Raw genomic sequence first — 25,255 nt, 5'->3', positions numbered from 1 at the left:
AAAGCATCCCAGACGCCGCAGACAATTTCGCCCGCGGTGCCAGACGAGGAATGCTTCGATGACCACCATGACCAACCGGCTGGCCTCCGGCAAATTGGCCCGGCTTTCGCTTGGCGCGGTCGCTGCTGTGGCGATGACTGCTGCTGCCGCCACCCCTGCACAGGCGCAATATCGCGACCGTGACGGGATCGACGCAGGCGAGATCATCGCCGGCGCCGTGGTGATCGGCGGGATTGCCGCGCTGGCAGGCGCGTTCGACAATGACCGTGGACGCGGCTGGGACGATCGCAATTATCGCGGCGACCGCTATGATCGAGGCGGCTGGGGTGTCAGCCCGCGCACCGCTGTCGATCGCTGCGTCCGCGCGGCCGAGAACCAGGCACGCCGGTTCGGCGGCTATCGTTACGCCGACGTAATCGATGTGCGCGATGTGGACCGCACCCGGAATGGCTATCGTGTGAAGGGCCGGATCGACGTTGGCGGTGGTTACAACCGCAATGATCGCGGCAATTTCACCTGCCGTCTCGATGGCCGGGGTCAGCCGCTGATCGATTACAGCGGGATCCGCGGCCTGCGCTGATAGCGCGCAATGAAATCATGCCTGCGGGCCGGTTTGCCTTTTTTGCCGGTCCGCACCCTTATCCGCCCCGCGCTCCCTTTCGAGGGGGTGGCGGGGCGGTCTTGTATGCGCCGCCGATCCGGTTCAGCCCAGCGCAAGCCTTGCACGCTTAGCCATGGCGTCATTGCGGCGTTGGTGGGCGCGGCACCCGTTTGTCTCTAGGAGATTGCAAACATGGCCTTGATTGTTCGTTCTGGCCTCTTGGCAGGCGCCTTGGCGGGAGGCGCGCTGTTCGCGGTGCCCGCTTCGGCGGCTTCATCCACCATCGCTTTTCCCGATCGGCTCGGCGCGCCTTCCGCGGCGTTCGATCTGCCGGCAGGGATGCCCGACAACGGCGTGACCAATTGGGGTTGCCGCTGGAATTGCGGCTGGGGCGGGCGCCGGGGATGGCGGCGCGACCGCGTGGATGCGGGCGATGTGTTGCTGGGTGCCGCGATCATCGGCGGGATCGCCGCGATCGCCAACGCCAACAACCGCCGTGAACGCGACCGCGAGGTTGTCGTCATCGAGCGCGACCGCAACATCCGTTATCCCGATTACCGCGGTGCGCCTTATCCCGCCGATACCACGCGATATGATCGCCGCGCCCCTGCGCGCGCGGTCGGCACCACGGGCCTCGACAATGCGGTCGGGATGTGTGTCGACCGGATCGAACGCGATGTCCGCGTCGACCAGGTTGACGATGCCCGCCGCACCGCGAGCGGTTGGGAAGTTGGTGGCACCCTTTATGACGGCACACCGTTCTCCTGCCGGATCGGCAATAATGGGCAGATCGAGACGATAGATTATGGCAATGGCTTTGCTGCCAGCGCGGTGCGGGGCGGGGATGATGCGCAGTGGGATGCGCAGGACTATGCCGATGCACGCGCGCAGGTCGGTGGATCGGTGCGACCGGATCTTGCGGTAAACGAAGCCTATCTGCGCGCCGATCAGGCCGCCGTCACTTCTTCGAGTGCTCCGGATGCGTCCGCACTCCCGGCCTATCCCGGTGGGCCTGTTCCGGGCGAGGAACTTCCCGAATACGCCGGAGACGACAATCGCGGGTGAAAGGGTGTGCGCGCGAAGGGGCCTTACGCCTCTTCGCGCGCGCGACCGTAGCTGGGCAGGCCCCATTCCCAGCGAATGGCCGCGCTGCGCAGTGCAAAACCGCTGGCAAAGGCGAGGCCCCATGCCGCCTGTTCGGGAAGACCGAGATGCGGCGCAGCAAGGATTCCGGCAACGCTTAGCGCGGCGGTCAACGCGGCGGGCGTCACATACAATTCGGGGCTCATGATGATCGAAGGGCGGCCCGCGACGACATCGCGGATGATGCCGCCGACGCAGCCCGTGATTACTCCCATCAGCGCGGCCGGGACCGGGGGAATGCCATAGGCGAGCGCCTTGGCGCTGCCGAGCAGGGCGTAGGCAGCAAGGCCTGCGCCATCGGCATAATCGAAGCCTTTGCCCTGCCACCAGCCGACCGGCGTGAACCACGCGATCAGCGCGGTGCCGAGGCACACGGCGGCAACCCAGGCATCGTTGATCCAGAACACCGGCGCCCCGATCAAAAGATCGCGCACGGTCCCGCCGCCCACACCCGTGACCAGCGCGAAAAACGCCATCGTCACGAACGTCTGCCGAAGCCGCGCGGCCAATACCGCGCCGGACAGCGCGAACAGCGCAATGCCCGCAAGGTCGAGCAGATCAAGGATCGGGGTGAGGACGGTCGGGGTCATCGCACCGGCCGAGCCTTGCGCCGGCGGAACATCAGCACGCTCCCTATCAGAGCCCCCGTCAGCGAAAGCGCGGCGAACAGGATCAGAAGCGGGTGGCTGGTATCCTCACGCTCGGACAGATCCATGATGTGAAGGCCCCATGCAAAGTCGAATGCACGCCACCAGCGCGTGCGCACGGCTTCGATTTCGCCCGTGTCACGCCCGACATAGACATTGGTGCCGTCGGCCAGGGCGACCTGCCATACCGCCAGCGGGCGGCGGAAATCGAACGGGGTGCGATCGGCAGGGAACAGCGTGACCCGCTCGGGCCGGTCGCCGCCGACGATCCGCTCTGCAACGATCGCGCGGGCGGCCGCAGCATCCAGCGGCGCGATGGCGGCGCCGGTGGCGAAGTCGACCCGCCGGGTGCTGTCGTCCAGCCGCGTCAGAATGGCAACCGGGCGACCATCCTGCATCACGACACGCATTTCCTTGAGATCGGCATCGGCGCTGGCGATTGCGCTGCCGGGGATCGCCAGCGGGGCAGCAGGCAAATCACGGCGAAGATGATTGCCGCGCACCTCCTCGATCGGGCGCGCCACCATGAACAGCCCGGTCGCGAGCCACATCACGATCGGCACCCCGACCAACCAGCCGAGCCAGATATGCCATTTGGCCAACGTGCGCATGGAGACGATTTTCATGGGGCGCGCCATGACGGCTGGCGGTCAGGAGTGCAATATCTGGCCGATTGCCTCGGCAGCGGCGATGCAATCGAGATCGCGCCAGCGCGGGCCGATCACCTGCATCCCGCACGGCAGGGCCGCTCCCAGATAGTCGCCGCTGCCGATCGGCAGCACGGTTGCGGGGAGGCCGGGGAAGGTGGCCAGTCCCGACCAGATCAATCCGCTGCTGCCCGGCTCGTCCTGCCCGTTGATTGCCAGCGTGCCGCGAAACACCGGCTTGTCCGAATGCGGCACCGCGAGCACCGGGGCCGGCGGGGCGAGCACGAAGTCGTAATCGTCGAACAGGGCATCCCACTGCGCCATGCAGGTCGCCTGCGCATTCATCAGCGCAAACCAATCCGCCGCGCTTGCCTGCCGGCCATCGGGCAGGGGGGCGCCGTTCGACATGGCGATATTCATCATCTTGAGATAGCTGCGATAATGCCCCGCCGGGTCGGGCAGCGCGGCAACATTTCTGTCGATCCGCACGCCTGCACGCGCAAGTGTTTCAAGCGCCGCCTCGGTCGGACCGGCAACGCTGCCATCCAACGCCGCTCCTGGCAGCTGCGTGACAGCCAGCATCCGGCACTCGCGGATTGGTTTGGGGCGGCGGCGCAGCGGGACATCCGCGCCCACTTCGACCAGCACCGCAAGATCGGGCGCGTTGCGCGCGAGTGGGCCGGCGATCGACAACGGGCCATCGGCGGCGGCGAGGAAGTCTGGCCTGCGCGACTGGGCAGGGTGATCGTGTCCATGCTTGGGCACCAGTCCCCACGTCGTCTTGTGGCCCCAGACCCCGCAGAAATGCGCCGGCAACCGCACTGATCCGCCGATATCTGTGCCATAGTCGCAGGGCACGATCCCGCTTGCCACTGCGGCCGCGCTGCCGCCCGACGATCCGCCGGGCGAGCGGTCGTGGTTGTGCGGGTTGAGCGTGCGGCCATAGACGGGGTTCACGCTTTGCCAGTCGGTCAGATCGACCGGCACATTGGTCTTGCCGATGATAATCGCGCCTGCCGCCTTCAGCCGCCGCACAAGCAAGGCATCGCGCGGCGCGATTTCGTTGCGATAGGCGCTGTGCCCCCAAGTTGTCGGAAGCCCCGCCACATCGAAGCTTTCCTTGATCGTCATCGGCACGCCGAACAGCGGCTGGTCGAGCCTGCGCGGCGCGGCATCCATCGCCTTGGCGGTTTCGCATGCGCGGGCAAAATCGGGCACGGCAATCGCATCGATTTCGGCATCGTGCTGGCCCGCGCGGGTGATCGCGGCATCGACCGCTTCGACCACGCTGAGCTTGCGCGTCCTGATCGCCAGCGCGGTGGCGAGCGCGCCGGCTTTGGCGGTCAATTGCGGATAGGCCATGCTGCTCCCCTCGGTCTCTCGGGCCGAGGGTGTAACGGCAGCGCTTGGCAAGCAACAGCGTGAAATTTGCGGGTTAGGCGGTCATTTTATGCGCCGCAGCCGCGCGTCGATGCGTCCGGTGATGTCGACCGGCATGTAGAGGCCAGCGCCGTACGCGGTGATCGTGCCGGTCTCCACGCTGTCGATCCTGATCGAATAGTCCGCCCCGCCGTCGCGCCGCGCGGCCAGCGCACGGTCTATCTTCGCTTTCAGCTTGTTGAAGTCGTTTTCGAAATTCTGCTCAAGCGCATCGGTGATGACCTCCTGAAAACCCGGCGCGCTGGCAAGCGCAAACAGCAGCGATTGGCCGGTGAGATCGGTATCGCCCGTCACCTCGACATCGACAAAGCGAACCTTGCGCGAACCCGGATCGTTCTGTGGCTGCGCGGTCAGCCAGATCTGTCCCTTGGCCGCGCCGATCGCGGCCAGATCGGATTTCGCATCGAACTGCGCGCCGACCGCGATCCGGCCCTTGCCCGTGCCATAGACCTTGATCTTGTCGAACCGCGCCGTCACCGACCCGTAATCCTGAATGACGAAGGGGCGCGCCGAACGTTTCGCGAGCGCTTTGGCAAGCACGGGCTCCAGCACCGCATAATCGGCCAGCACGGGGACATGCATCACCGACTTGGGTTCGGTCTTGGCGCGCGGCGCGAGATCGGGCAGATTGCCGGCCTTCCTGGGCTTGGGCTTCATGCCGATAAAGGTTTCGAACATCGCATCCATGCCGAGCCGCAGGACCAGATTGCGCCCCTCGACCGCATAGCCGCCATAGCGGAACTGCTGCGGTGTCAGACGGCCCCAGACCGCAGGATTGCGCTCGTTTAGCTCGAAGACCGCGTGTGCCTCGCGCCAGCCTTCGCGGGCGCTGACCTTGACCGGCAGCCGTGCCAATTCGCGCGCGACGATGCGTTCGACATCGCGCTTGACCGTGGCGAGCTCCTTGTCGGCCTGGCTGGTGAAGGTGATGCGCTGACCCATGAAGTCGATCCCCGGCTCGCGCGTCCAGCGGTAATCGAGTTTGGTCGAGGAACCCAGCCGCCAGTCAGGGCGCAGATCGAGCCTGAGCGCAAGCGTGACTTCGGCCGCGCCGGTCGCGGTTTCGCCCTTGAAGATGCCCGCCACATCGCGCGCCATGATCGTGCCGTTGACCGGCAGACGCACGAACAACTGCTCGCCCCGGCCACTGATCCGGATGCGCCCGCGCGTGACCTTGCCGATGATATGGCATTTGATCTTGGGCGATTTGACCTTGGCGATCCCGATGTCGATTTTCGAGGAGGAGATGCATTCGCTGCCCGGTCGATTGATCTGCCACAACTGGCGCGGGACTTCGCTTTCGAGCGCGCGTTCGAGCTGGGCAAGGTCCACGTCCAGATCGACCGCGATCCGCGAAGGCTCCTTGGGAAAGACGATCGGATCATCGCCGCGGGGCGGGGCCGAGCCGCTTGTCCGCGCCGCTTCGTTGCATGCCGCCAGCCCGAATGCCAACAGGCCGACAGCCGCGGCCAATACCTTGCGCTGTTGCCCCACGCGCATTTCCCCTGTCTCGTCGCCCTGTGACAGATGTTGCCGGGCGGTGCGGACAAAAGCGGGGAAGGGCCGGATTGTTCCCGTTCCGGCAAAGCGCATGACCCCGAACGCAAAAGCGCGCGCAAACCAAGTGGCTGCGCGCACTCTTGCTGTTCCTGCTGCGCGGAAGCGCGGCAGGGGGATCACATGTGGATCGGCTTGCCCGTTACCGCCATTGCCGCTTCCTTGAAGGCTTCGGCGTGGGTGGGGTGCGCGTGGCAGGTATAGGCGATGTCTTCCGAGGTCGCGCCGAATTCCATCGCCTGTGCGGCCTGTGCGATCATCGTTCCGGCGAGGGAGTTGATCATCCAGACGCCTACCACACGGTCGGTTTCGGCGTCCGCGATCACCTTGACGAAACCGTCCGTGTCACGGTTGGCCTTCGCGCGGCTGTTGGCCATCATCGGGAACTTGCCGACCTTGACGGCGAGGCCCTTGTCCTTGGCCTGCTCCTCGGTGATACCGACGCCGGCGATTTCGGGCGCGGTGTAGACGACGCTGGGGATCACATCGTGGTTTACGATGCCGGTGAGCCCGGCGATGTTCTCGGCCACCGCGATGCCTTCATCCTCGGCCTTGTGGGCGAGCATCGGGCCGGGGACGACATCGCCGATCGCCCAGATGTTGGGGACCGCAGTGGTGAAATCGTGGTCGATCTCGATCTGGCCGCGGTTGTTGAGCGACAAGCCAGCCTTTTCGAGGCCGAGCCCTTCGGTGTTCGGACGGCGGCCGATCGCGACAAGCACGTGGCTTGCGGTGAGCGTCTTGGCTTCGCCGCCGGCAGCCGGTTCGAGCGTCAGCGTAACGGTGCTGCCATCGACATTCGCGCCCGTAACCTTGTGGCCGAGCATCATTTCCATGCCCTGCTTCTTGAAGATCTTGGCGGCTTCCTTGCGGACTTCGCCGTCCATGCCGGGCAGCAGCTGGTCGAGATATTCGACCACGGTGACCTTCGCGCCCAGACGGCGCCAGACCGAACCGAGCTCGAGCCCGATCACGCCGCCGCCGATCACCACGAGGTGTGCGGGCACTTCCTCAAGATCGAGCGCGCCGGTTGAATCGACGATGCGCTTGCCTGCGTTGTCGACCGTGACGCCGGGGAGCGGAGTTACGCTCGATCCTGTCGCGATCACGATATCGCGCGCGGTGACCTTTTCGCCTGCAACGGTGACGGTGTGCGCGTCCTCGAAAGCGGCATGGCCCTTGAGCCACGTCACCTTGTTCTTCTTGAACAGGAATTCGACCCCGCCGGTCAGCTCGCCCACGGCCTTGGTCTTTTCGGCCATCATCTTGCCCAGATCGAGCGTCGGCGTGGCGGTGATGCCCCAGGTGGCGAAGTGGCCGCCTGCGGCTTCCTCGAACAGTTCCGAGCCGTGCAGCAGCGCCTTGGAAGGAATGCACCCGACATTGAGGCAGGTGCCTCCAAGGGTCGCGCGGCTTTCGACGCAGGCGGTTTTCAGCCCCAGCTGCGCGGCGCGGATCGCCGCGACATAGCCGCCGGGACCGGCACCGATGACAAGGACGTCGTAGTCGTAATTCTCAGCCATCAAAAACTCCGCTCATCTGCGAGCATGTCGAAGGAATGTCCTTCACTTGGGGGCCGTTGCTCTCAAAGGAAGAGCGCAGCTTCGCCTGGCGAAGCTCTAACGGCAAAAAAATCACAGGTCGATCAGCATCCGGGTGGGATCTTCGATCGCATCCTTGATGATCTTGAGCGCGGTCACTGCTTCCCGCCCGTCGATCAGGCGGTGGTCGTAGCTCAATGCGATATACATCATCGGGCGGATAACGATCTGGCCGCCCCGCACAACCGGCCGGTCTTCGATGCGGTGGAGGCCCAGCACCGCGCTCTGCGGGGGGTTGATGATCGGGGTCGACATGAGGCTGCCGAACACCCCGCCGTTCGAGATCGTGAAGGTGCCGCCGGCCATGTCTTCCATCTTGAGCGTGCCGTCCTTGGCGCGCTTGCCGAAGTCGGCGATGTCACGCTCGATCCGGGCAAAGCCCTTCTTGTCGGCATCGCGGATCACGGGGACCACAAGGCCGTTGGGCGCGCTGACCGCGACTGAGATGTCGACATAGTCGTGATAAACGATCTCGTCGCCTTCGATATAGGCGTTGGCCGCCGGCACGTCCTTCAGCGCAAGGCAGGCCGCCTTGGCGAAGAAGCCCATGAAGCCCAGCCGGATGTCGTGCTTCTTGGCGAACAGGTCCTTGTACTTGTCGCGCGCTTCCATGACTGCGGTCATGTCGACATCGTTGAAGGTGGTGAGCAGGGCTGCATTGTCCTGCGCAGCCTTCAGACGCTTGGCGATGGTCTGGCGCATGCGGGTCATCTTGACGCGTTCTTCACCGCGTGCGCCGCCGGTCTGCGCCGGGGCCGCGGTTGCGGTCTGAGCCGGCGCGGCAGCCGGAGCAGCGCCGCCCTTGGCTTTCGCCTGCGCTGCGGCGAGCACGTCTTCCTTGGTCAGGCGGCCGTCCTTGCCGGTGCCCTTGATGGTCGAGGGATCGACCCCGTGTTCGAGCACCGCACGGCGCACCGCGGGCGACATGGTCTGGGCTGCACCGGGAACATCCTCGCTCACCGCAGGCGCGGGCGCGTCGACCTTTGCCGCAGCGGGTGCAGGGGCAGGGGCAGGGGTGGGGGCAGGAGCGGGTGCCGAAGCGGGAGCCGCGCCGGCTCCAGCGGTAGCACCCTCTTCGATGATCGCGATCACCGCGCCCACTTCGACCGTGTCGCCGACGGCAACGGTGTGCTGCGACATGACGCCTGCAACCGGCGAGGGCACGTCGACCGCGACCTTGTCGGTTTCGAGACTGCAGATCGGCTCGTCCGCGGCGACCGCTTCGCCGGGCTGCTTGAACCATTCGGCAATCGTGCCTTCAGTGACGGATTCGCCGAGGACGGGGACTTTGATTTCGGTGGCCATGGGAACGGGTTCCTGAAACTTGCTGGTATCTGATGTGATGAAGGGCGCGGGCGCTTACAATCCCAGTGCGGCAGCGACGAGCGCTTCCTGCTGGGCCTTGTGGCGGCTGGCGAGCCCCGTCGCGGGCGACGCCGATGCATCGCGCCCGGCATAGGTCGGGCGCATGCCCTTATGCCCGGCAGCGGTCAGCGATTCCTCGATGCGTTCGCCCGCGAAGAACCATGCGCCGTTGTTGCGCGGTTCTTCCTGGCACCACACGACCTCCTGAAGGTTCGTCATGCGCGACATGCGCAGCGCCAGCGGATCGCCGGGGAAGGGGAAGAGCTGTTCGATCCGCACGATCGAGACATCGTCCTTGCCCGCCGCATCGCGCGCTTCCATCAGGTCATAGGCGACCTTGCCCGAACACAGCACCAGACGGCGCACCTTCTCGTCCGCGATGTCCTTCGTATCCGAAAGGATGCGGCGGAACTGCTTTTCGCCCATGAAGTCCGCCTTCGCGCTCTTGGCCAGCGGGTGGCGCAGCAGCGACTTGGGGCTCATGATGACGAGCGGCTTGCGGAAGCTGCGCAGCATCTGGCGGCGCAGCACGTGGAAGTAGTTGGCGGGCGTGGTGATGTTGCACACGCACATGTTGTCGTCCGCGCACAGCTGGAGGAAGCGCTCCAGACGGGCCGAGGAGTGCTCCGGTCCCTGACCTTCATAGCCGTGCGGCAGCAGCATCACGAGGCCATTGGCCCGCAGCCACTTCGATTCGCCGCTGGCGATGTACTGGTCGATCATGATCTGCGCGCCATTGGCGAAATCGCCGAACTGCGCTTCCCACAGCACGAGGCTCTTGGGATCGGCCATCGCAAAGCCGTATTCGAAACCGAGCACGCCATATTCCGACAGCGTGGAATCATGCACCTCGAACTTGCCGTGGGGCAGGGTGGAGAGCGGCACGTATTTGCGCTCGCTCTTCTGGTCGACCCACACCGCATGGCGCTGCGAGAAGGTGCCGCGGCCCGAATCCTGCCCTGACAGGCGCACCCCGTAACCTTCCATCACCAGGCTGCCGAAGGCGAGCGCTTCGGCGGTGGCCCAGTCGAAGCCTTCGCCGCTCGCGAACATCTCGCGCTTGGCGGTCAGCACGCGGTCGAGCGTCTTGTGGACTTCAAGATCCGCAGGCACATCGGTCAGCACGCGGCCGAGTGCATCGAAGGTCTTGGGTTCGATCGCGGTCTCGACCGAGCGGCGCGCGGTTTCGGGATCGGCCGGCTTGTTCAATCCGCTCCAGCGGCCACCGAACCAGTCGGCCTCGTTGGGCTTGTAGCTCTTGCCCGCTTCGAATTCCTCTTCGAGCAGTGCGGTGAACTCGGCGGCGATCTGTTCGCGCGTGCCGGGTTCGATCACGCCTTCCTTCACCAGCCGCGCTTCGTAAGCGACGCTGACCTTGGGGTGCGCGCGGATGCGATCATACATGACCGGCTGGGTGAACTTGGGCTCGTCGCCTTCGTTGTGGCCGAAGCGGCGGTAGCACCACATGTCGATCACGACATCGCGGTGGAAGGTCTGGCGGTATTCGACCGCGAGCTTGCACGCGAAGGTCACGGCCTCGGGATCGTCGCCGTTGACGTGCAGGATCGGCGCCATCACCCCCTTGGCGACGTCGCTGGGGTAGGGCGAAGACCGCGCAAACTTGGGCGAGGTGGTGAAACCGATCTGGTTGTTGATGATGAAGTGCACACAGCCGCCGGTGTCGTAACCCGGCACGCCCGACAGCGAGAGGCTCTCCCACACCACGCCCTGACCCGCAAAGGCGGCATCGCCGTGGATCAGCACGGGGAGCACCTGTTCCTTCTTCTTCAAGTCGTCGCGGATCGCCTGCTGCGCGCGGGTCTTGCCCAGCACCACAGGGTTCACCGTTTCGAGGTGCGAGGGGTTGGGCACAAGGCTCATGTGCACCGAAATCCCGTCGAACTCGCGGTCGGTCGAGGTGCCGAGGTGATACTTCACGTCGCCGCTGCCGCCGACATCATCAGGGTTGGCCGAGCCGCCCGAGAATTCGTGGAAGATCACGCGGTAGGGTTTCGCCATCACGTTGGCGAGCACGTTCAAGCGGCCGCGGTGGGCCATGCCGTAGATGATCTCGCGCACGCCCGCGCTGCCGCCGTGCTTGATGACGGCTTCCAGCGCCGGAATCATCGCTTCGCCGCCATCGAGGCCGAAGCGCTTGGTGCCGACATATTTCTTGGCGAGGAATTCCTCGTAGCCTTCGCCGCGCAGCACTGCGGCAAGGATCGCCTTCTTGCCTTCGGGGGTGAACTGGATGGTTTCGCCCGGCTTTTCGAACTTTTCCTGCAGGAAACGGCGTTCCTCGGTGTCGGCGATGTGCATGTATTCGAGGCCGACCTTGCCGCAATAGACTTCGCGCAGCCGCTGGTGGAGCTTGCCCACCGTGGTCCATTCCATGCCGAGCACGCCGCCGACATAGACTTCCTCGTTCTCCTTGCCCGCAAGCCCGTGCCATTCGAGCGTGAGGTCAGCCGGGCCTTCGCGGTTGCTGAGGCCCAAAGGATCGAGATCCGCCGCCATGTGCCCGCGCACACGGTAGAGACGCACCAGCGTCATTGCCGCGATCGACAGCTTGGCGGCCTTTTCGATGGCTGCCGGATCGGCCGCCTTGCCCGCATCCTTTGCCGCCTTGGCGACCGCGAGCGTCATCTCGGTCGGGTCCATGGCGGACACGAGGTCGGACGTGCTGTCGGCCAGCGTGTCGAGCCAGCCGCGCTTGGCCCAGGACGGGCCGGGTTGCGGGCCTTCCTGATCGGTGAAGGCGGGGAGAAAATTCTGCGGTTCGTTGCCCATGGCGGGGACTCCCGGGGAGGAGGAAGGATGGCCCCCCGCCCGTGGCGGGCGAGGGGCCGTTATTCGGTTACTCAGGCGTTTTCTTTCAGCATCGCGGCAAGGGTTTCCCCGAGCAGGCTGGGCGAGGGGCTGACGCGGATGCCCGCATCTTCCATCGCCGCGATCTTGTCCTCGGCGCCGCCTTGGCCGCCCGAGACGATCGCGCCCGCGTGGCCCATGCGGCGGCCCGGAGGGGCGGTGCGCCCGGCGATGAAGCCGACCATCGGCTTGCTCCGGCCCTTGGCAGCTTCGGCCTTGATGAAGGCAGCGGCTTCTTCTTCGGCCGAACCGCCGATTTCGCCGATCATGATGATGCTCTCGGTTTCCGGATCGTCGAGGAACAGGTCGAGCACGTCGATGAAGTTGGTGCCGTTGACCGGATCGCCGCCGATGCCGACCGCGGTGGTCTGGCCGAGGCCCGCCATCGTGGTCTGGTGCACGGCTTCATAGGTGAGCGTGCCCGAGCGCGAGACGATGCCGACGCTGCCCTTCTTGAAGATGTTGGCGGGCATGATGCCGATCTTGCATTCATTCGGGGTCAGCACGCCGGGGCAGTTGGGGCCGATGAGACGCGACTTGGAGCCTGCCAGCGCCCGCTTGGCGCGGACCATGTCGAGCACCGGAATGCCTTCGGTGATGCAGATGATCAGCTCGATCTCGGCATCGATCGCCTCGCAGATCGCGTCGGCGGCAAACGGCGGCGGGACGTAGATGCAGCTCGCGGTCGCGCCGGTCGCTTCCTTGGCCTCGCGCACGGTGTCGAACTGCGGCAGGCCGATATGGGTGGTGCCGCCCTTGCCCGGCGTCACGCCCGCGACCATCTGCGTCCCGTAATCGAGCGCGGCCTGGGTGTGGAAGGTGCCGGTGTTGCCGGTCATACCTTGCGTGATGACCTTGGTGTCTTTGTTTACGAGGATGCTCATTCAGTTGCTCCTAGAAGGCGGCGCCTATGAGGCGGATTTTGGGTTGATCGGACATCTTGTCCGTGAAGAATTGAAGGCCGCGGGCATTGCTGCCGCCGCCGAACATCCAGACCAGACTGTCCTTCTGTTCGATCGGCTTTTTCTTGAGCAGCGCCTCGAAGGCGGTGCGCATCTGCTTCTGCTGATTCTGCGACGGCAGTGTGGCTTCGACCACGCAAATGCGCGAGATGCCATCAGGATCAGCCGGGAAGGTGACCTTCACAGGAAGGCCTTTAGCGGCAAGATAGCTGCCATCGTCCTGCTTTTCCCATTCGGCGCTGCCGTCGAATTTCGAACGGTCCGCGCCCTTTTTGCCTGCCGCGAGGACGCAGGTGGTTGCGCCCTCCATCGCCCGCACCAACGCTGAGGGGTCTTCCTGCGCATTAGCAGAAGACCCCAGCACTGCGGCGGCGATCACGGCAGGCAGGAACAGCTTAGGCAAGGCTACTATCCAGCGCCTTGCACGCGTCGAGCAGTTCCTTGACCGCGTCGACGCTGACCTGGAGGTTGGCCTTTTCCTCGTCGGTGAGGTTGATCTCGATCACCTCTTCCGCGCCGTTCGCGCCAATCACGACGGGCACGCCGACATAGAGCCCGTCGACGCCATACTTGCCGTCAACCTGCACTGCGCAGGGGAGGATGCGCTTTTGGTCGTAGAGGTAGGCTTCGGCCATCGAAATGGCGCTGGTGGCGGGCGCATAGAAGGCCGAGCCGGTCTTGAGCAGGCCGACGATCTCGCCGCCGCCCGAGCGGGTGCGCTGGACGATTTCGCCCAAGCGGTCTTCGGAAATGCCCTTGATCTTGGCCATGTCCTTCACGGGGATGCCGTTGATCGTCGAGTAGCTCAGCACCGGCACCATCGTGTCGCCGTGGCCGCCGAGCACGAAAGCGTTCACGTCCTTGACGCTGACGCCGAATTCCCACGCGAGGAAGGTGGCGAAACGCGCCGAGTCCAAGACGCCCGCCATGCCGACGACCTTGTTGGCGGGGAGGCCCGAGAACTCGCGCAGCGCCCAGACCATCGCGTCCAATGGGTTGGTGATGCAGATCACGAAAGCGTCGGGGCAATTGTCGCGGATGCCTTCGCCGACCGCCTTCATCACCTTGAGGTTGATGCCGAGCAGGTCGTCGCGGCTCATGCCGGGCTTGCGCGCAACGCCTGCGGTAACGATCACCACGTCAGCGCCGGCAATGTCCGCATAGTCGTTCGAACCAGTGATGCTGGCGTCAAAGCCCTCGACCGGGCCGCACTGGCTGAGATCGAGTGCCTTGCCCTGCGGAATGCCTTCGGCCACGTCGAACAGGACGACATCGCCCAGGCCCTTCAAGGCTGCGAGGTGCGCGAGCGTGCCGCCGATATTGCCGGCGCCGACGAGGGCGATCTTCTTGCGGGCCATTGTTCGAAACTTCCTTCCCTGATCCAGCGGGACGAAGTTGTGGAGGTGCGCGCCAGACAGACATGGCCAAGGCGCTGGTGCCTGCCCTCGTCCCAAGCGGCTGGGCACCCGTTACAAGGTGCGCGGTAGGCCGCTCAAAATGGGAATGCAACCGCCAAAAAGGCAGCACAGCCAACTATCTTTGCAAATAGTTCGCAGTTGCATTAATCCCCGCAACTCGTCCCATCAGGGAAACAACGTATCCCGCCTTCCGCTAGGGCAGCCGCGCATTCATGCCGGTGCAAGCTCGCGGCGCGCGCGGTTTGCGAGGCGCGGATCGAACATCCGTGTGATTGCGAGCCAGTGATCCTTATCACCGCAGTCGCCGCGGCGCACCGCATCGCGCGCGCCATCGCTGGCGGCATGGGCCGCGGCAAGGCCATGCACCGCAAAGTGACGCAGCGCCTCGATCAGCAGCGGGTCGAACCGGTGGAGCGGCGCGGCGTTGTCGGCCATCGGCAGCAAGTTGTCGTTGGCGGCACGCGCGAGCGCCGGGGCGATCAGCCCGCGTCCTGCGGCGCGCCAGCCGAGCCGGCGGACGGGGTGGTTGGCGGAAGCGAAACGGACGGACATGGCGTGGGGGCGATCCTGCTTTTGGGCCAACGCCAAGGGCGCGCGGCGGGTTGGCAGGCTTGTTACCGCACCCGCTTGAAGGCTTGGTGTGACAACAAGGTTTGCAACGGGTTAACCCTGTGTGCGCGCTGTCAGTCGGCAGGCGTGGATGCTGCAGGCTGGGCCTTCCACTGGCCTGCGCGCGCATATTCGGGACGCACTGCGCCGGTTCCGGTCACCGCCTCGCTCGGCGGCGCGGCAGGCGCTGCGGCGGGCTGGCTGTCGTTGCCCCGCGGCCCCGATTTCGGCAAAGCGGCAAACGCCGGATCGTAAGCGATCACCGGACGGCCCGGCAATGTCGCAGGCACTGCGCCCGCGCCGCTCGCCGACAGATCGGCGGGCGGCGGGGTGGTGCGTCCGAAGACGACGGGTTCGAACCCGGCATAGCTGCCCGTGAAGGCGCCCGGCTGTCCGCTGGCCCCGCGCGGACGGTAGAACCGGTGCGCGCCGATCGTGCCGATATGGTCGAGCGTCGGGGCCCAGTAGGGATTGACCCAGAGCGTATGATAATGCGTGGCGAGCCCGACGGGGGCATAGACGCTGCCGGACAGCGCTTCGGCCGCGACCCGCTGCGCGCGCGCCCAGCTCAGCCCGCTTGGGCGGCGCGCCAGACTGCCATCGCAGGTGAAGGTGAACTGGCAGCCGGTCGACCGCTGCGAGCCCTGATAGACCACGCCGCACACGCTCGATGGCCAGGCGGGGTGTGCCACGCGGTTGAGGACGACCTGCGCAACCGCGCGCTGACCCGCCTCGCTTTCGCTTGCGGCCTCGTACCACACGGCCTGCGCCAGACATTCCGCAGCGCGCAGATGCGTGATCCCCGAGCCGGGCGCATAGAACGGCCGCGCCGCGGCGCCGACATCGATCAGCGCGCCAAGCTCGCGCCCGCTTTCCGCGCCCGCGGCGAGCGGGTTGTCGGTCGGTAGCGCGACCAGTGCGGTGCCCGCCGGATCAGCCATGTAGTAATAGGCCGAACCCGGAAAGCTCATCCCCGGCCGCTCGAACGGCAACGCAGCGGCCGCCGCCTGACGCGTCGCGAGCGCCGCGGTGCTTTCGATCGCGGGGCCGGGCAGCGAGCCGACGCCGCCGCTGGCTGCCATCGCGGGCACGGTAATCGCCGCGAGCAGCACGCCCAGCCGCTTGCCCCAGGGCCGCGCGAAAAATTCCGCCAAGGCGGCACGCGTCGTCCGGCGCCGCCCGGCGCGTGGCGAGGCAGTGCCGGTGGAATCGACAAAAAGGGTTGGGCGGGCGCGCATGACTGCCTGCCCGCTTACGCGCGCGCACCACCGGCTGCGAGCGCGCGGAACCCGGGCGTCCCGTTTATGGACAGCCTGCGCGCCACGCTTATCCCGTTGCGATCATTGCGCCGCCGCCCTAACGCCGTGGCGGACGGGACATGACACGCAATTGCATCACCAAAGGGCTGCGGCAGGGGGGCCGCGTTGGCGCGTTCATCCTGCTCGCGCTTGGGCTCGCCTCCTGCGCCCAAGGAGTTTCCGCGCCGCCGCCGCGCGATCCGGCGCATCCCACAATTGTCAGCCTCAATCCCTGCCTCGATGCGATCCTCACCGAAATCGCGCCGCCAGCGCAGGTGCTGGCGCTGTCGCATTACAGCCGCGATACCGGATCAAGCTCGATCCCGGCGGGCGTCGCTGCGCGCTACGGCGTGACCGGTGGCACGGCCGAGGAAATCATCGCCTTGCGGCCCGATCTGGTGCTTGCTTCGATCTACCTGCCGCAGCCGACCCGCACCGCGCTCGAACGCGCAGGATTGAAGGTCGAGACATTCGGCAGCCCGACTTCGGTTGCCGAAAGCATCGCGCAGGTGCGCGCCGTCGCTGCGGTTGCAGGCCGCAGGCGCGCGGGCGAGATGCTGGTGCGCGACATGACCGCGGCGGCCGAACCCGATCGTGGCGGGCGCCCGATCCCGGCGCTGCTGTGGCAACCGGGCGAGATCGTGCCGGGCGATGCCACGCTGGTGGCCGACATGCTGCGGCGCAAGGGTTTTGCCAATCATGCCGCGGCGATGGGGCTGGGTCAGGCCGATTTTGCCGCGCTCGAAACGATCCTTGCCTACCCGCCCGAAGTGCTGCTTGTCGCGGGCGACAGCGCAGGCCAGCGCCATCCCTTGCTCGCCGACCTCACCGATACGGCGGTCGCCCCGCTTGCCCCCGGCCTGCTCTATTGCGGCGGGCGGACGATCGTGAACCTTGGCGCGAGGCTCAATGCGATCCGTGCAGGGCTGACACCATGAACCGTGCGAGCCTTGTATTCGCCGCTCTTCTCGCGGTTATGGTGCCAATGTCGCTGCTTGCCGGGCGGGTATGGATTGCGCCGCTCGATCTTGGCGAGCCAGGCAACACATGGCTGATCCTTGCCGAGCTGCGCGCGCCGCGTGCGGTGCTGGCGGTGATGATCGGCGCAGGGCTGGGCGCGGCGGGGGCGGCGATGCAGGGCTATCTACGCAATCCCCTCGCGGACCCCGGCCTGTTCGGGATCGCTCCGCTCAGCGCGCTGGGCGCGGTGGCGAGCTTCTGGGCCGCACCGCTGCTTAGTCCGGCATGGGCGGCATGGTCGCTGCCGGTTTTCGCGCTACTTGGCGCAGGGCTGGGCATGGCGGCGCTGGCGCTGATCGCCGGGCGCACCGTGGCCGATGGCAGCGGCGGCGCGGGAGGCGGGATCGCGCTGTTCACGCTCGCCGGGTTGATGCTGGCGAGCCTTGCGGGCGCATTGACCGCGCTCGCGATCACGCTGGCGCCAAATCCTTTTGCGCTGTCCGAAATCGTGATGTGGCTCAACGGCGCGCTGACCGACCGGTCGTGGCGCGAAGTGATGATCGCTGCGCCGCTGACGATTGCAGGGATCGGCGTGCTGGCCTTCGCCGCGCGCAGTCTCGATGCGCTGACGCTGGGCGAGGAGGCGGCGCGCTCGCTCGGCGTCGATCCGCGGCGGTTGCTGTTGCTGCTGGTTGTCGGTGTCGGCCTGACGGTGGGGGCAGGGGTGGCGGTGGCCGGCATCATCGGCTTTGTCGGGCTGATCGTGCCCCATCTGGTGCGCCCGCTGACCGACCGCCTGCCATCGAGCCTGATCGTGCCGAGCGGGCTCGCGGGCGGATGCCTCGTGCTCGCTGCCGACAGCATCGTGCGGATCCTGCCGATGGTCACCGAACTGCGGCTGGGGATCGCGCTTTCGCTGGTCGGCGCGCCGTTCTTCGGCTGGTTGCTGATCGGCATGCGGCGGGGGAGGGTGTGATGCTGGCAGCGCACAACCTCACCGTGCAGCGCGGCGGGCGTGCGGTGGTGCGTGAGCTTTCCGCCGATCTGCCGCCCGCGCGGATCACCGCGATTGTCGGGCCCAATGGCGCGGGCAAATCCTCGCTGCTGCTCGCGCTCGCCGGCTTGATCGCGCCGGCCGCGGGCGCGGTGACGCTCGACGGGGAGCCGCTTTCCAGCCTGCCGCCGCGCCGCCGGGCGCAGCAGCTCGGCTATCTGCCGCAAGGCGCCGAGATTGCCTGGGATGTCGCGGCCGCAAACCTCGTTGCGCTGGGCCGGTTGCCGTGGGGCGATGCGGGCACCGCCGCGATCGAAGGTGCGATTGCCGCTCTCGATCTTCAGGCGCTGCGCGATCGCCCTGTCAGCCGGCTGTCGGGGGGCGAGCGCGCACGCGTCCTGCTTGCCCGCGTGCTTGCCGGTGAGCCGCGCTGGATCCTCGCCGACGAACCGCTCGCTGCGCTCGATCTGGCGCATCAACTCGCGCTTGTTGCGCATCTCAGGGCCTGCGCCCAGGCGGGGCAGGGGGTGGTGCTGGTGCTGCACGATCTGGCGCTGGCGATGAACCACGCCGATCACGTGCTGGTTTTGAAGGACGGCGCGCTTGTCGCGGCTGGGCCGCCCGGGCATGCCCTCACGCCCGAAATCATCGCGCAGGTGTGGGGCGTTCGCGCAAGATGGGTGCGCGATGGGGGCGTAGCTGCGCTGGTGACCGGGGTGTGAATCAAAACCGGCGGGGAAGCTTCCCCAATAAGCTCCGCCCGCCGTGCACGACCCCCCACGTACTCTTCCGCAGGGGCCAGGTTGCGACCCTCGAAGGGACCCGGCCGTTGCCTCGAAGTGGTGAAGCCAAACTGGCCCGAAATACCCCTTTTGGCGACTTCAGAATTTCTGTAGTCTTACGTAGTGCGCTGTAAACCAGCGCGAAAAAATCTGCCCTACAGGTTTGCGTCAGATACGTGGCAGGCAGCGGGCAATCGCCGGACATGGCTGCAGCGCCGCTGCAAACCGCAGGAACGGAACCCCGCACCCGCTTCGCGTGTTGCAGGCAGGCCACCGCATCCCCATCTGCCACTTTCTGCACGGCCAGCGATTGCGCGCCGCCCTTGACCCACGCGAACATTTCCGGAACAGATCATCCCCATGAGCCTTACGACCATCAGCGTGCGCGGCGCGCGCGAACACAACCTCAAGGGTATCGATATCGATCTGCCGCGCGATGCGCTGATCGTCGTCACCGGCCTGTCCGGATCGGGCAAGTCGAGCCTCGCCTTCGACACGATCTATGCCGAAGGCCAGCGCCGCTATGTCGAGAGCTTGAGCGCCTATGCGCGCCAGTTCCTCGAAATGATGCAGAAGCCCGATGTCGAGCATATCGACGGGCTTTCGCCGGCGATCTCGATCGAACAGAAGACGACGAGCCGCAATCCGCGTTCGACCGTGGCGACCGTCACCGAAATCTACGATTACATGCGCCTGCTCTGGGCGCGCGTGGGCGTGCCCTATTCGCCTGCGACCGGCCTGCCGATCAGCGCGCAGACCGTCAGCCAGATGGTCGACCGGGTGATGGAATTGCCCGAAGGCACGCGCGGCTATCTGCTCGCCCCCGTGGTGCGTGGCCGCAAGGGCGAATACCGCAAGGAAATCGCCGAATGGCAGCGCCAGGGTTTCACCCGCGTGCGGATCGACGGCGAAATCTACCCGATCGAGGACGCACCCGCGCTTGACAAGAAGTTCAAGCACGACATCGAAGTCGTGGTTGACCGCATCGCGGTGAAGGATGGTGTCCAGACCCGGCTCGCGGAAAGCTTCGAGCAGGCGCTCAAGCTGTCCGAAGGGCTGACCTATTTCGATCTCGCCGATGGCGTGGTGCCGGGGCGCGAGAATGAGGGCGCAGGCGGCGGCGCGATGAAGGGCGCAGGCCTGCCGGCCAACCGCATCGTCTTCTCCGAAAAATTCGCCTGTCCGGTCAGCGGCTTCACGATCGAAGAGATCGAACCCCGCCTGTTCTCCTTCAACGCACCGCAGGGCGCATGCCCCGCATGTGACGGGATCGGCGAGAAGATGCTGTTCGACCCGCAGTTGGTCGTCCCCAACGAAGCACTGACGCTAAAACAGGGCGCGGTCGTGCCCTGGGCCAAGTCGAACCCGCCGTCGCCCTATTACATGCAGGTTTTGGCAAGTCTCGCCAAGGCCTTCGGCTTCGATCTTACCACGCCGTGGAAGGATCTGTCGGGCGAACAGAAGCTCATCATCCTCTACGGCACGGGCGGCAAGCCCGTCCCGCTGACGTTCAAGGATGGCCGCCGCGAATACACCGTCCACAAGGCGTTCGAGGGCGTGATCGGCAACCTCAACCGCCGCCTGCTCCAGACCGAAAGCGCGTGGATGCAGGAGGAACTGGGCAAATATCAGACCGCGCAAGCCTGCGAGACCTGCGGCGGCAAGCGGCTCAATGAAAAGGCGCTGAGCGTCAAGATCGTCGGCACTGATATCGCCACCCCGGTGGCGATGAGCGTGTCGGATGCCAAGGCGTGGTTCCTTGCGCTCGACGACCAACTGACCGCGCAGCAAAGCCAGATCGCCAAGGCAATCCTCAAGGAAATCAACGAGCGGCTGGGCTTTCTTGACAATGTGGGTCTCGATTACCTCAATCTCGACCGCACCAGCGGGACGCTTTCGGGCGGGGAGAGCCAGCGCATCAGGCTCGCCTCGCAGATCGGCTCGGGCCTCTCGGGCGTGCTCTACGTGCTCGACGAGCCGAGCATCGGTCTCCACCAGCGCGACAACGACCGGCTGCTCGAAACGCTGAAGCGGCTGCGCGATCTCGGCAACACAGTGATCGTGGTCGAACATGACGAGGATGCGATCCGCACCGCCGATTATATCGTCGACCTGGGCCCCGGCGCAGGCGTCCACGGCGGGCAGATCGTCGCGCAAGGTTCACTGAAACAGATCCTCAAGGCCAAGGGCAGCCTCACCGCCGATTACCTCACCGGCAAGCGCAAGATTGACGTTCCGGCCAAGCGCCGCAAGGGCAATGGCAAGCACATCGTGGTCAAGAACGCGCGCGCCAACAACCTGAAGGGCGTCACCGCCAAGATCCCGCTCGGCACCTTCTGCTGCATCACCGGCGTATCGGGTAGCGGCAAATCCTCGCTCACGATCGACACCTTGCAGGCGGGCGCGTCGCGCGTGCTCAACGGCGCGCGGGTGATCGCGGGCGCGCATGACGAGATTACGGGTCTCCAGCACTGCGACAAGGTGATCGAAATCGACCAGTCGCCGATCGGCCGCACCCCGCGCTCCAACCCCGCGACCTACACCGGCGCCTTCACCCAGATCCGCGACTGGTTCGCCGGCCTCCCCGAAAGCCTCGCGCGCGGGTACAAGCCCGGGCGCTTCAGCTTCAACGTCAAGGGCGGCCGCTGCGAGAAGTGCCAGGGCGACGGCCTCATCAAGATCGAGATGCACTTCCTCCCCGACGTCTATGTCACCTGCGAGGAATGTGGCGGCAAGCGTTACAACCGCGAAACGCTCGAGGTGAAGTTCAAGGGCCACTCGATCGCAGACGTGCTCGACATGACGATCGAGGACGCGGAAGAATTCTTCAAGGCCGTCCCCCCGATCCGTGAGAAGATGCGGATGCTCAACGAAGTCGGCCTCGGCTACGTCAAGGTCGGCCAGCAGGCGACCACGCTGTCAGGCGGCGAGGCGCAGCGCGTGAAACTCGCCAAGGAACTCGCCCGCCGCAGCACCGGCCAAACGCTCTACATCCTCGACGAACCCACCACCGGCCTGCATTTCGAGGACGTGCGCAAGCTGCTCGAAGTGCTTCACCGGCTGGTGGAGGGCGGCAATTCGGTGGTGGTGATCGAACACAACCTCGACGTGATCAAGACCGCCGACTGGATCATCGATCTCGGCCCCGAAGGCGGGGTGCGCGGCGGGGAGATTGTCGCGGTCGGCACGCCCGAGACCGTGGTGAAAGAGCCGCGCAGCTTCACGGGTCAGTATCTGGCGCCGTTGCTGGTGCGGTGATCGCCTGCCCCTTCCGGCTTTGCGGGAGGGGCATTGTCGTCGGGAGGCGATGAAACCCGCAAGATCGCGATTGCCGACGGGTGCCCGATTTTCGGACGCGATGCCGTGCGTCCCCGAATGGCCAGGCGCAGTCCGTCGGGCATCGCCCCGCGCGCGGGGCTGCTGATGCCGGCTTGCGGCCCCCCAATCTCCATTTTCCTACTCTTGTTGCCCGCTGATATCCTCGCCGCCCTTCGCGCCCCTGTGCGGTGCGTCATGCCTGAGGAGTGGTGCCGTGTCCGATCAGCTATCCGAAAACCTGCCGACCTCTGCCGACAGCGCGGCGGCGCCCGATGATGCGCGTGCGCTGGTCGATGGCGGGGTGCTGCCCGATGCCCTGCCGCGCGAAGGCATGGCGACTTTCATCGAGGCGCTCGCGCAATGGGGCAATGTCCGCGCGGCGGCCTTGCAGGCGGGGATGAGCCGCGCGCATCTTTACCGGTTGCGGCGTGCCTGCGCCGAGTTCCGGCAATTGTGGGATGCGGCGCTGGTGCTCGCGCGCCCGCAGGTCGAGGAGGTGCTCGCCGACCGCGCCTTGAACGGGGTGCAGGAGGTGGTGTTCTACCACGGCGAGGAAGTGGCGACGCGCACGCGCTTCGACACGCGGCTGCTGCTGGCGCATCTGGCGCGGCTCGACCGGGTGGAGAAGACGGGCGGGACGTTCGGCGTTGCGGCCGAGTTCGACGAACGACTGGCGCGCCTGCGCGAACCGCCGGTCGCCGTTGAATGGGACGATGCGGAGGCGGACGACGAGGACGACGACGACGACCTGCTGTGGGACGAGGACGACGATTATGACGATGAGGATTTCGACGACGGCGAAGCCGCGGACACGGACCCGGGCATTGCGGAGCGCGCGGCGGGCGGTTGAACCCGGCTTATGCGGCAGGCCGGTTTTTCGCTCCTGGACAGTGTCTCATGTGTCTCCAACACCTGTGCGAAAGTTACCGGAGCGGGGCGGAGACGGGGCCTCTTAACGGCGTGATCAGCCCGCGATCAGCGCCAGTTCGACATCGCCGTGGCCGCGCGCGACAAGGCCCAGCTGGTCGGCAGCGGCGCGGCTGACGTCGATCATGCGCCCGCGGGTGAAGGGGCCGCGGTCGTTGATCCGCACCACCACGCTGCGGCCATTGGCGACATTGGTCACCCGCACGCGGCTGCCGAAGGGCAGGGTGCGATGTGCGGCGGTGAGGTCGGCGTTGTCGAACCGCTCGCCGCTGGCGGTGCGGCGGCCGTTGAAATGCGCGGCGTAATAGGATGCGCTCCCGCGTCCGACGATGCTTTCGCGCGGGGCGGAAGGCGCGGCCTCGGCGGTTTGCGCGACCGGCGCGGGAAGTTCGGCGACGGTGGTCAGCGGGACCATCTCGACCGCAGCGGCGCTGGCAACGGGTTGCACCTGCGGGCCCTGTTCCGGCGCTGCGGCGAAGGAAGCCGCGAGCGGGGCAACCCCGAACGCGCCTGCGACGAGCAGCGCAGCGATGTTGCGATGGGCGGTCTTGCGGGTCTGGTTGCCCGGGGTGCGATCTTGGTTCCGCATGGCGACGCGGTTAAGCGGAGCGCGCGAGCGATGGCAAACCAGGTTAGAATTTCATCGGCGGGAGACTTCGACTGAAGGTTGACCTGTCTCGGAAATGCGACGAGCTGTTGAGGCGAAGTGTGATCGCGTGGAACAATTCCCGCCGTTTTCGCTTGGCGACTCGAACGATCGGAGCCTTTCCGGCGCGAAAACCGCTGTGCGACAAGGCGCACGACCGCGCCTTATCGCAACAGAAGCGGTCAAGCGTCGCGGTTGCGGCGCGACAGCAGGCGCAGGCGCAAGCCGTTGAGCTTGATGAACCCTTCGGCGTCCTTCTGATCGTAAGCGCCCGCATCATCCTCGAAGGTGACATGCGCTTCGGAATAGAGCGAGTAGGGCGACTTGCGGCCCACGACGCTGGCGAGGCCCTTGTAGAGCTTGAGGCGGACCGTGCCGGTCACCTTGTCCTGGCTATGGTCGATCGCCGCCTGCAGCATCTCGCGTTCGGGGCTGAACCAGAAGCCGTTGTAGATGAGCTCGGCATACTTGGGCATCAGCTCGTCCTTGAGATGCGCCGCGCCGCGATCGAGCGTGATCTGCTCGATCCCGCGGTGCGCGCGGGCGTAGATCTCGCCGCCGGGGGTCTCGTACATCCCGCGGCTCTTCATGCCGACGAAGCGATTCTCGACCAGATCGAGCCGGCCGATGCCGTGCTTGCGGCCGAGGTCGTTCAATGCGGCGAGCAGCGTGGCGGCGCTCATCGCCGCGCCGTTGAGGGCGACGCCGTCACCCTTCTCGAAATCGATGGTGATGTATTCGGGCTGGTCCGGCGCGTCCTCGGGGTTGACCGTGCGGCTGTAGACGTAGTCGGGCGTCTCTTCCCACGGATCTTCCAGCACCTTGCCTTCCGACGAGGTGTGGAGCAGGTTCGCGTCGGTCGAGAACGGGCTGTCGCCGCGCTTGTCGCGGGGCACCTGGATCTGATGTGCCTCGGCCCACGCGATCAGCGACGTTCGGCTGGTGAGGTCCCATTCGCGCCAGGGGGCGATCACCTTGATGTCCGGGTCAAGCGCGTAGGCCGAAAGCTCGAAGCGAACCTGATCGTTGCCCTTGCCGGTCGCGCCGTGGGCGATGAAATCGGCGCCGGTCTGGTGCGCGATCTCGACCAGCCGCTTGGAGATCAGCGGGCGTGCGATCGAGGTGCCGAGCAGGTAGTCGCCTTCATAGCGGGCATTGGCGCGCATCATCGGAAAGACGAAATCGCGCACGAACTCCTCGCGCACGTCCTCGATGAAGATGTGATCGTCGGGAATGCCCATCGCGCGCGCCTTGGCGCGGGCGGGTTCGATTTCCTCGCCCTGACCCAGATCGGCGGTGAAGGTGACGACCTCGAGCCCGCGCTCCACGCTCAGCCACTTGGCGATGACGCTGGTATCGAGACCGCCCGAATAGGCGAGGACGACTTTCTGAGGCTGGGCCATGAGCAAGGGTTCCTTGGGATGGGAAAGTGCGCGGCCACCTATCAGCGCCGGGGCAAAGGGGCAATCGGC

General features: G+C 66.1%; 21 protein-coding genes. 7 read left to right on the top strand and 14 right to left on the bottom strand.

Going from position 1 to position 25,255, the window contains the following annotated elements; translation table 11 throughout:
* Nucleotides 1-58 precede the first annotated feature (58 nt).
* Nucleotides 59-580, top strand: a complete 522-nt coding sequence (locus A9D12_RS13750; RefSeq protein ID WP_068352851.1) for a hypothetical protein — start codon at nt 59-61, stop codon at nt 578-580.
* Between the two features lie 213 nt (nt 581-793).
* The gene (locus tag A9D12_RS13745; protein WP_156522894.1) at nt 794-1,666 is read left to right on the top strand and encodes a hypothetical protein; all 873 of its coding nucleotides are present in this window, start codon (nt 794-796) and stop codon (nt 1,664-1,666) included.
* Between the two features lie 23 nt (nt 1,667-1,689).
* Here A9D12_RS13745 and A9D12_RS13740 read toward each other — a convergent pair whose 3' ends face one another.
* The 12 genes from A9D12_RS13740 to A9D12_RS13685 form a co-directional block, all read right to left on the bottom strand.
* A complete protein-coding gene (locus A9D12_RS13740; protein ID WP_068352846.1) occupies nt 1,690-2,334 on the bottom strand; it encodes a trimeric intracellular cation channel family protein in 645 nt (214 codons plus the stop codon).
* Nucleotides 2,331-3,017, bottom strand: coding sequence for a PepSY domain-containing protein (locus tag A9D12_RS13735; RefSeq protein WP_082925571.1), 687 nt, complete (start codon nt 3,015-3,017; stop codon nt 2,331-2,333). The genes A9D12_RS13740 and A9D12_RS13735 overlap by 4 nt, the downstream gene beginning before the upstream one ends.
* A 24-nt stretch (nt 3,018-3,041) precedes the next feature.
* Complete coding sequence (locus A9D12_RS13730; RefSeq protein WP_068352840.1) at nt 3,042-4,400, bottom strand: amidase family protein; 1,359 nt, start codon at nt 4,398-4,400, stop codon at nt 3,042-3,044.
* 81 nt (nt 4,401-4,481) lie between these two features.
* Nucleotides 4,482-6,116: a DUF4403 family protein gene (locus A9D12_RS13725; protein ID WP_156522893.1), complete on the bottom strand. Its 1,635-nt coding sequence runs from the start codon at nt 6,114-6,116 to the stop codon at nt 4,482-4,484.
* A 38-nt stretch (nt 6,117-6,154) separates the two neighbouring features.
* Nucleotides 6,155-7,558: a dihydrolipoyl dehydrogenase gene (lpdA, locus tag A9D12_RS13720; protein WP_068352837.1), complete on the bottom strand. Its 1,404-nt coding sequence runs from the start codon at nt 7,556-7,558 to the stop codon at nt 6,155-6,157.
* A gap of 111 nt (nt 7,559-7,669) precedes the next feature.
* The gene (gene odhB / locus A9D12_RS13715; RefSeq protein WP_068352834.1) at nt 7,670-8,941 is read right to left on the bottom strand and encodes a 2-oxoglutarate dehydrogenase complex dihydrolipoyllysine-residue succinyltransferase; all 1,272 of its coding nucleotides are present in this window, start codon (nt 8,939-8,941) and stop codon (nt 7,670-7,672) included.
* Nucleotides 8,942-8,995: 54 nt separating this feature from the next.
* Nucleotides 8,996-11,791, bottom strand: coding sequence for a 2-oxoglutarate dehydrogenase E1 component (locus tag A9D12_RS13710; RefSeq protein ID WP_068352831.1), 2,796 nt, complete (start codon nt 11,789-11,791; stop codon nt 8,996-8,998).
* A 71-nt stretch (nt 11,792-11,862) separates the two neighbouring features.
* Nucleotides 11,863-12,753 carry a succinate--CoA ligase subunit alpha gene (gene sucD, locus A9D12_RS13705; protein ID WP_068352827.1) on the bottom strand — a complete coding sequence of 297 codons (891 nt, stop codon included), beginning with the start codon at nt 12,751-12,753 and terminating at the stop codon, nt 11,863-11,865.
* Between the two features lie 10 nt (nt 12,754-12,763).
* The gene (locus tag A9D12_RS13700) at nt 12,764-13,210 is read right to left on the bottom strand and encodes a hypothetical protein (protein ID WP_156522892.1); all 447 of its coding nucleotides are present in this window, start codon (nt 13,208-13,210) and stop codon (nt 12,764-12,766) included.
* Nucleotides 13,211-13,226: 16 nt separating this feature from the next.
* Entirely contained in the window at nt 13,227-14,189 is a 963-nt protein-coding gene (mdh, locus tag A9D12_RS13695) for a malate dehydrogenase (RefSeq protein WP_068352821.1), read from the bottom strand.
* A 270-nt stretch (nt 14,190-14,459) separates the two neighbouring features.
* A complete protein-coding gene (locus tag A9D12_RS13690) occupies nt 14,460-14,801 on the bottom strand; it encodes a hypothetical protein (RefSeq protein WP_068352818.1) in 342 nt (113 codons plus the stop codon).
* A gap of 131 nt (nt 14,802-14,932) precedes the next feature.
* The gene (locus A9D12_RS13685) at nt 14,933-16,012 is read right to left on the bottom strand and encodes a cell wall hydrolase (RefSeq protein WP_231889640.1); all 1,080 of its coding nucleotides are present in this window, start codon (nt 16,010-16,012) and stop codon (nt 14,933-14,935) included.
* A 224-nt stretch (nt 16,013-16,236) separates the two neighbouring features.
* Between A9D12_RS13685 and A9D12_RS13680 the strand changes: the two genes are divergently transcribed.
* From A9D12_RS13680 to A9D12_RS13660, 5 genes are all read left to right on the top strand, one after another.
* Complete coding sequence (locus A9D12_RS13680) at nt 16,237-17,094, top strand: ABC transporter substrate-binding protein (RefSeq protein ID WP_068352815.1); 858 nt, start codon at nt 16,237-16,239, stop codon at nt 17,092-17,094.
* On the top strand, nt 17,091-18,092 hold the full coding sequence (locus A9D12_RS13675) for a FecCD family ABC transporter permease (protein WP_068352812.1): 1,002 nt from the start codon (nt 17,091-17,093) through the stop codon (nt 18,090-18,092). The genes A9D12_RS13680 and A9D12_RS13675 overlap by 4 nt, the downstream gene beginning before the upstream one ends.
* Nucleotides 18,092-18,832, top strand: coding sequence for an ABC transporter ATP-binding protein (locus A9D12_RS13670; protein ID WP_068352808.1), 741 nt, complete (start codon nt 18,092-18,094; stop codon nt 18,830-18,832). The genes A9D12_RS13675 and A9D12_RS13670 overlap by 1 nt, the downstream gene beginning before the upstream one ends.
* A 420-nt stretch (nt 18,833-19,252) precedes the next feature.
* Complete coding sequence (gene uvrA, locus A9D12_RS13665) at nt 19,253-22,150, top strand: excinuclease ABC subunit UvrA (protein ID WP_068352805.1); 2,898 nt, start codon at nt 19,253-19,255, stop codon at nt 22,148-22,150.
* A 274-nt stretch (nt 22,151-22,424) separates the two neighbouring features.
* Nucleotides 22,425-23,060, top strand: a complete 636-nt coding sequence (locus A9D12_RS13660) for a hypothetical protein (protein ID WP_068352802.1) — start codon at nt 22,425-22,427, stop codon at nt 23,058-23,060.
* 114 nt (nt 23,061-23,174) lie between these two features.
* Here A9D12_RS13660 and A9D12_RS13655 read toward each other — a convergent pair whose 3' ends face one another.
* Nucleotides 23,175-23,726, bottom strand: a complete 552-nt coding sequence (locus A9D12_RS13655; RefSeq protein WP_082925569.1) for a septal ring lytic transglycosylase RlpA family protein — start codon at nt 23,724-23,726, stop codon at nt 23,175-23,177.
* 239 nt (nt 23,727-23,965) lie between these two features.
* On the bottom strand, nt 23,966-25,186 hold the full coding sequence (locus A9D12_RS13650; protein ID WP_068352799.1) for an argininosuccinate synthase: 1,221 nt from the start codon (nt 25,184-25,186) through the stop codon (nt 23,966-23,968).
* Nucleotides 25,187-25,255 lie beyond the last annotated feature (69 nt).

It is taken from the genome of Erythrobacter neustonensis, from assembly GCF_001663175.1.
GTDB lineage: Bacteria > Pseudomonadota > Alphaproteobacteria > Sphingomonadales > Sphingomonadaceae > Erythrobacter > Erythrobacter neustonensis.
This window is presented reverse-complemented; position numbering and strand designations above follow the sequence as displayed.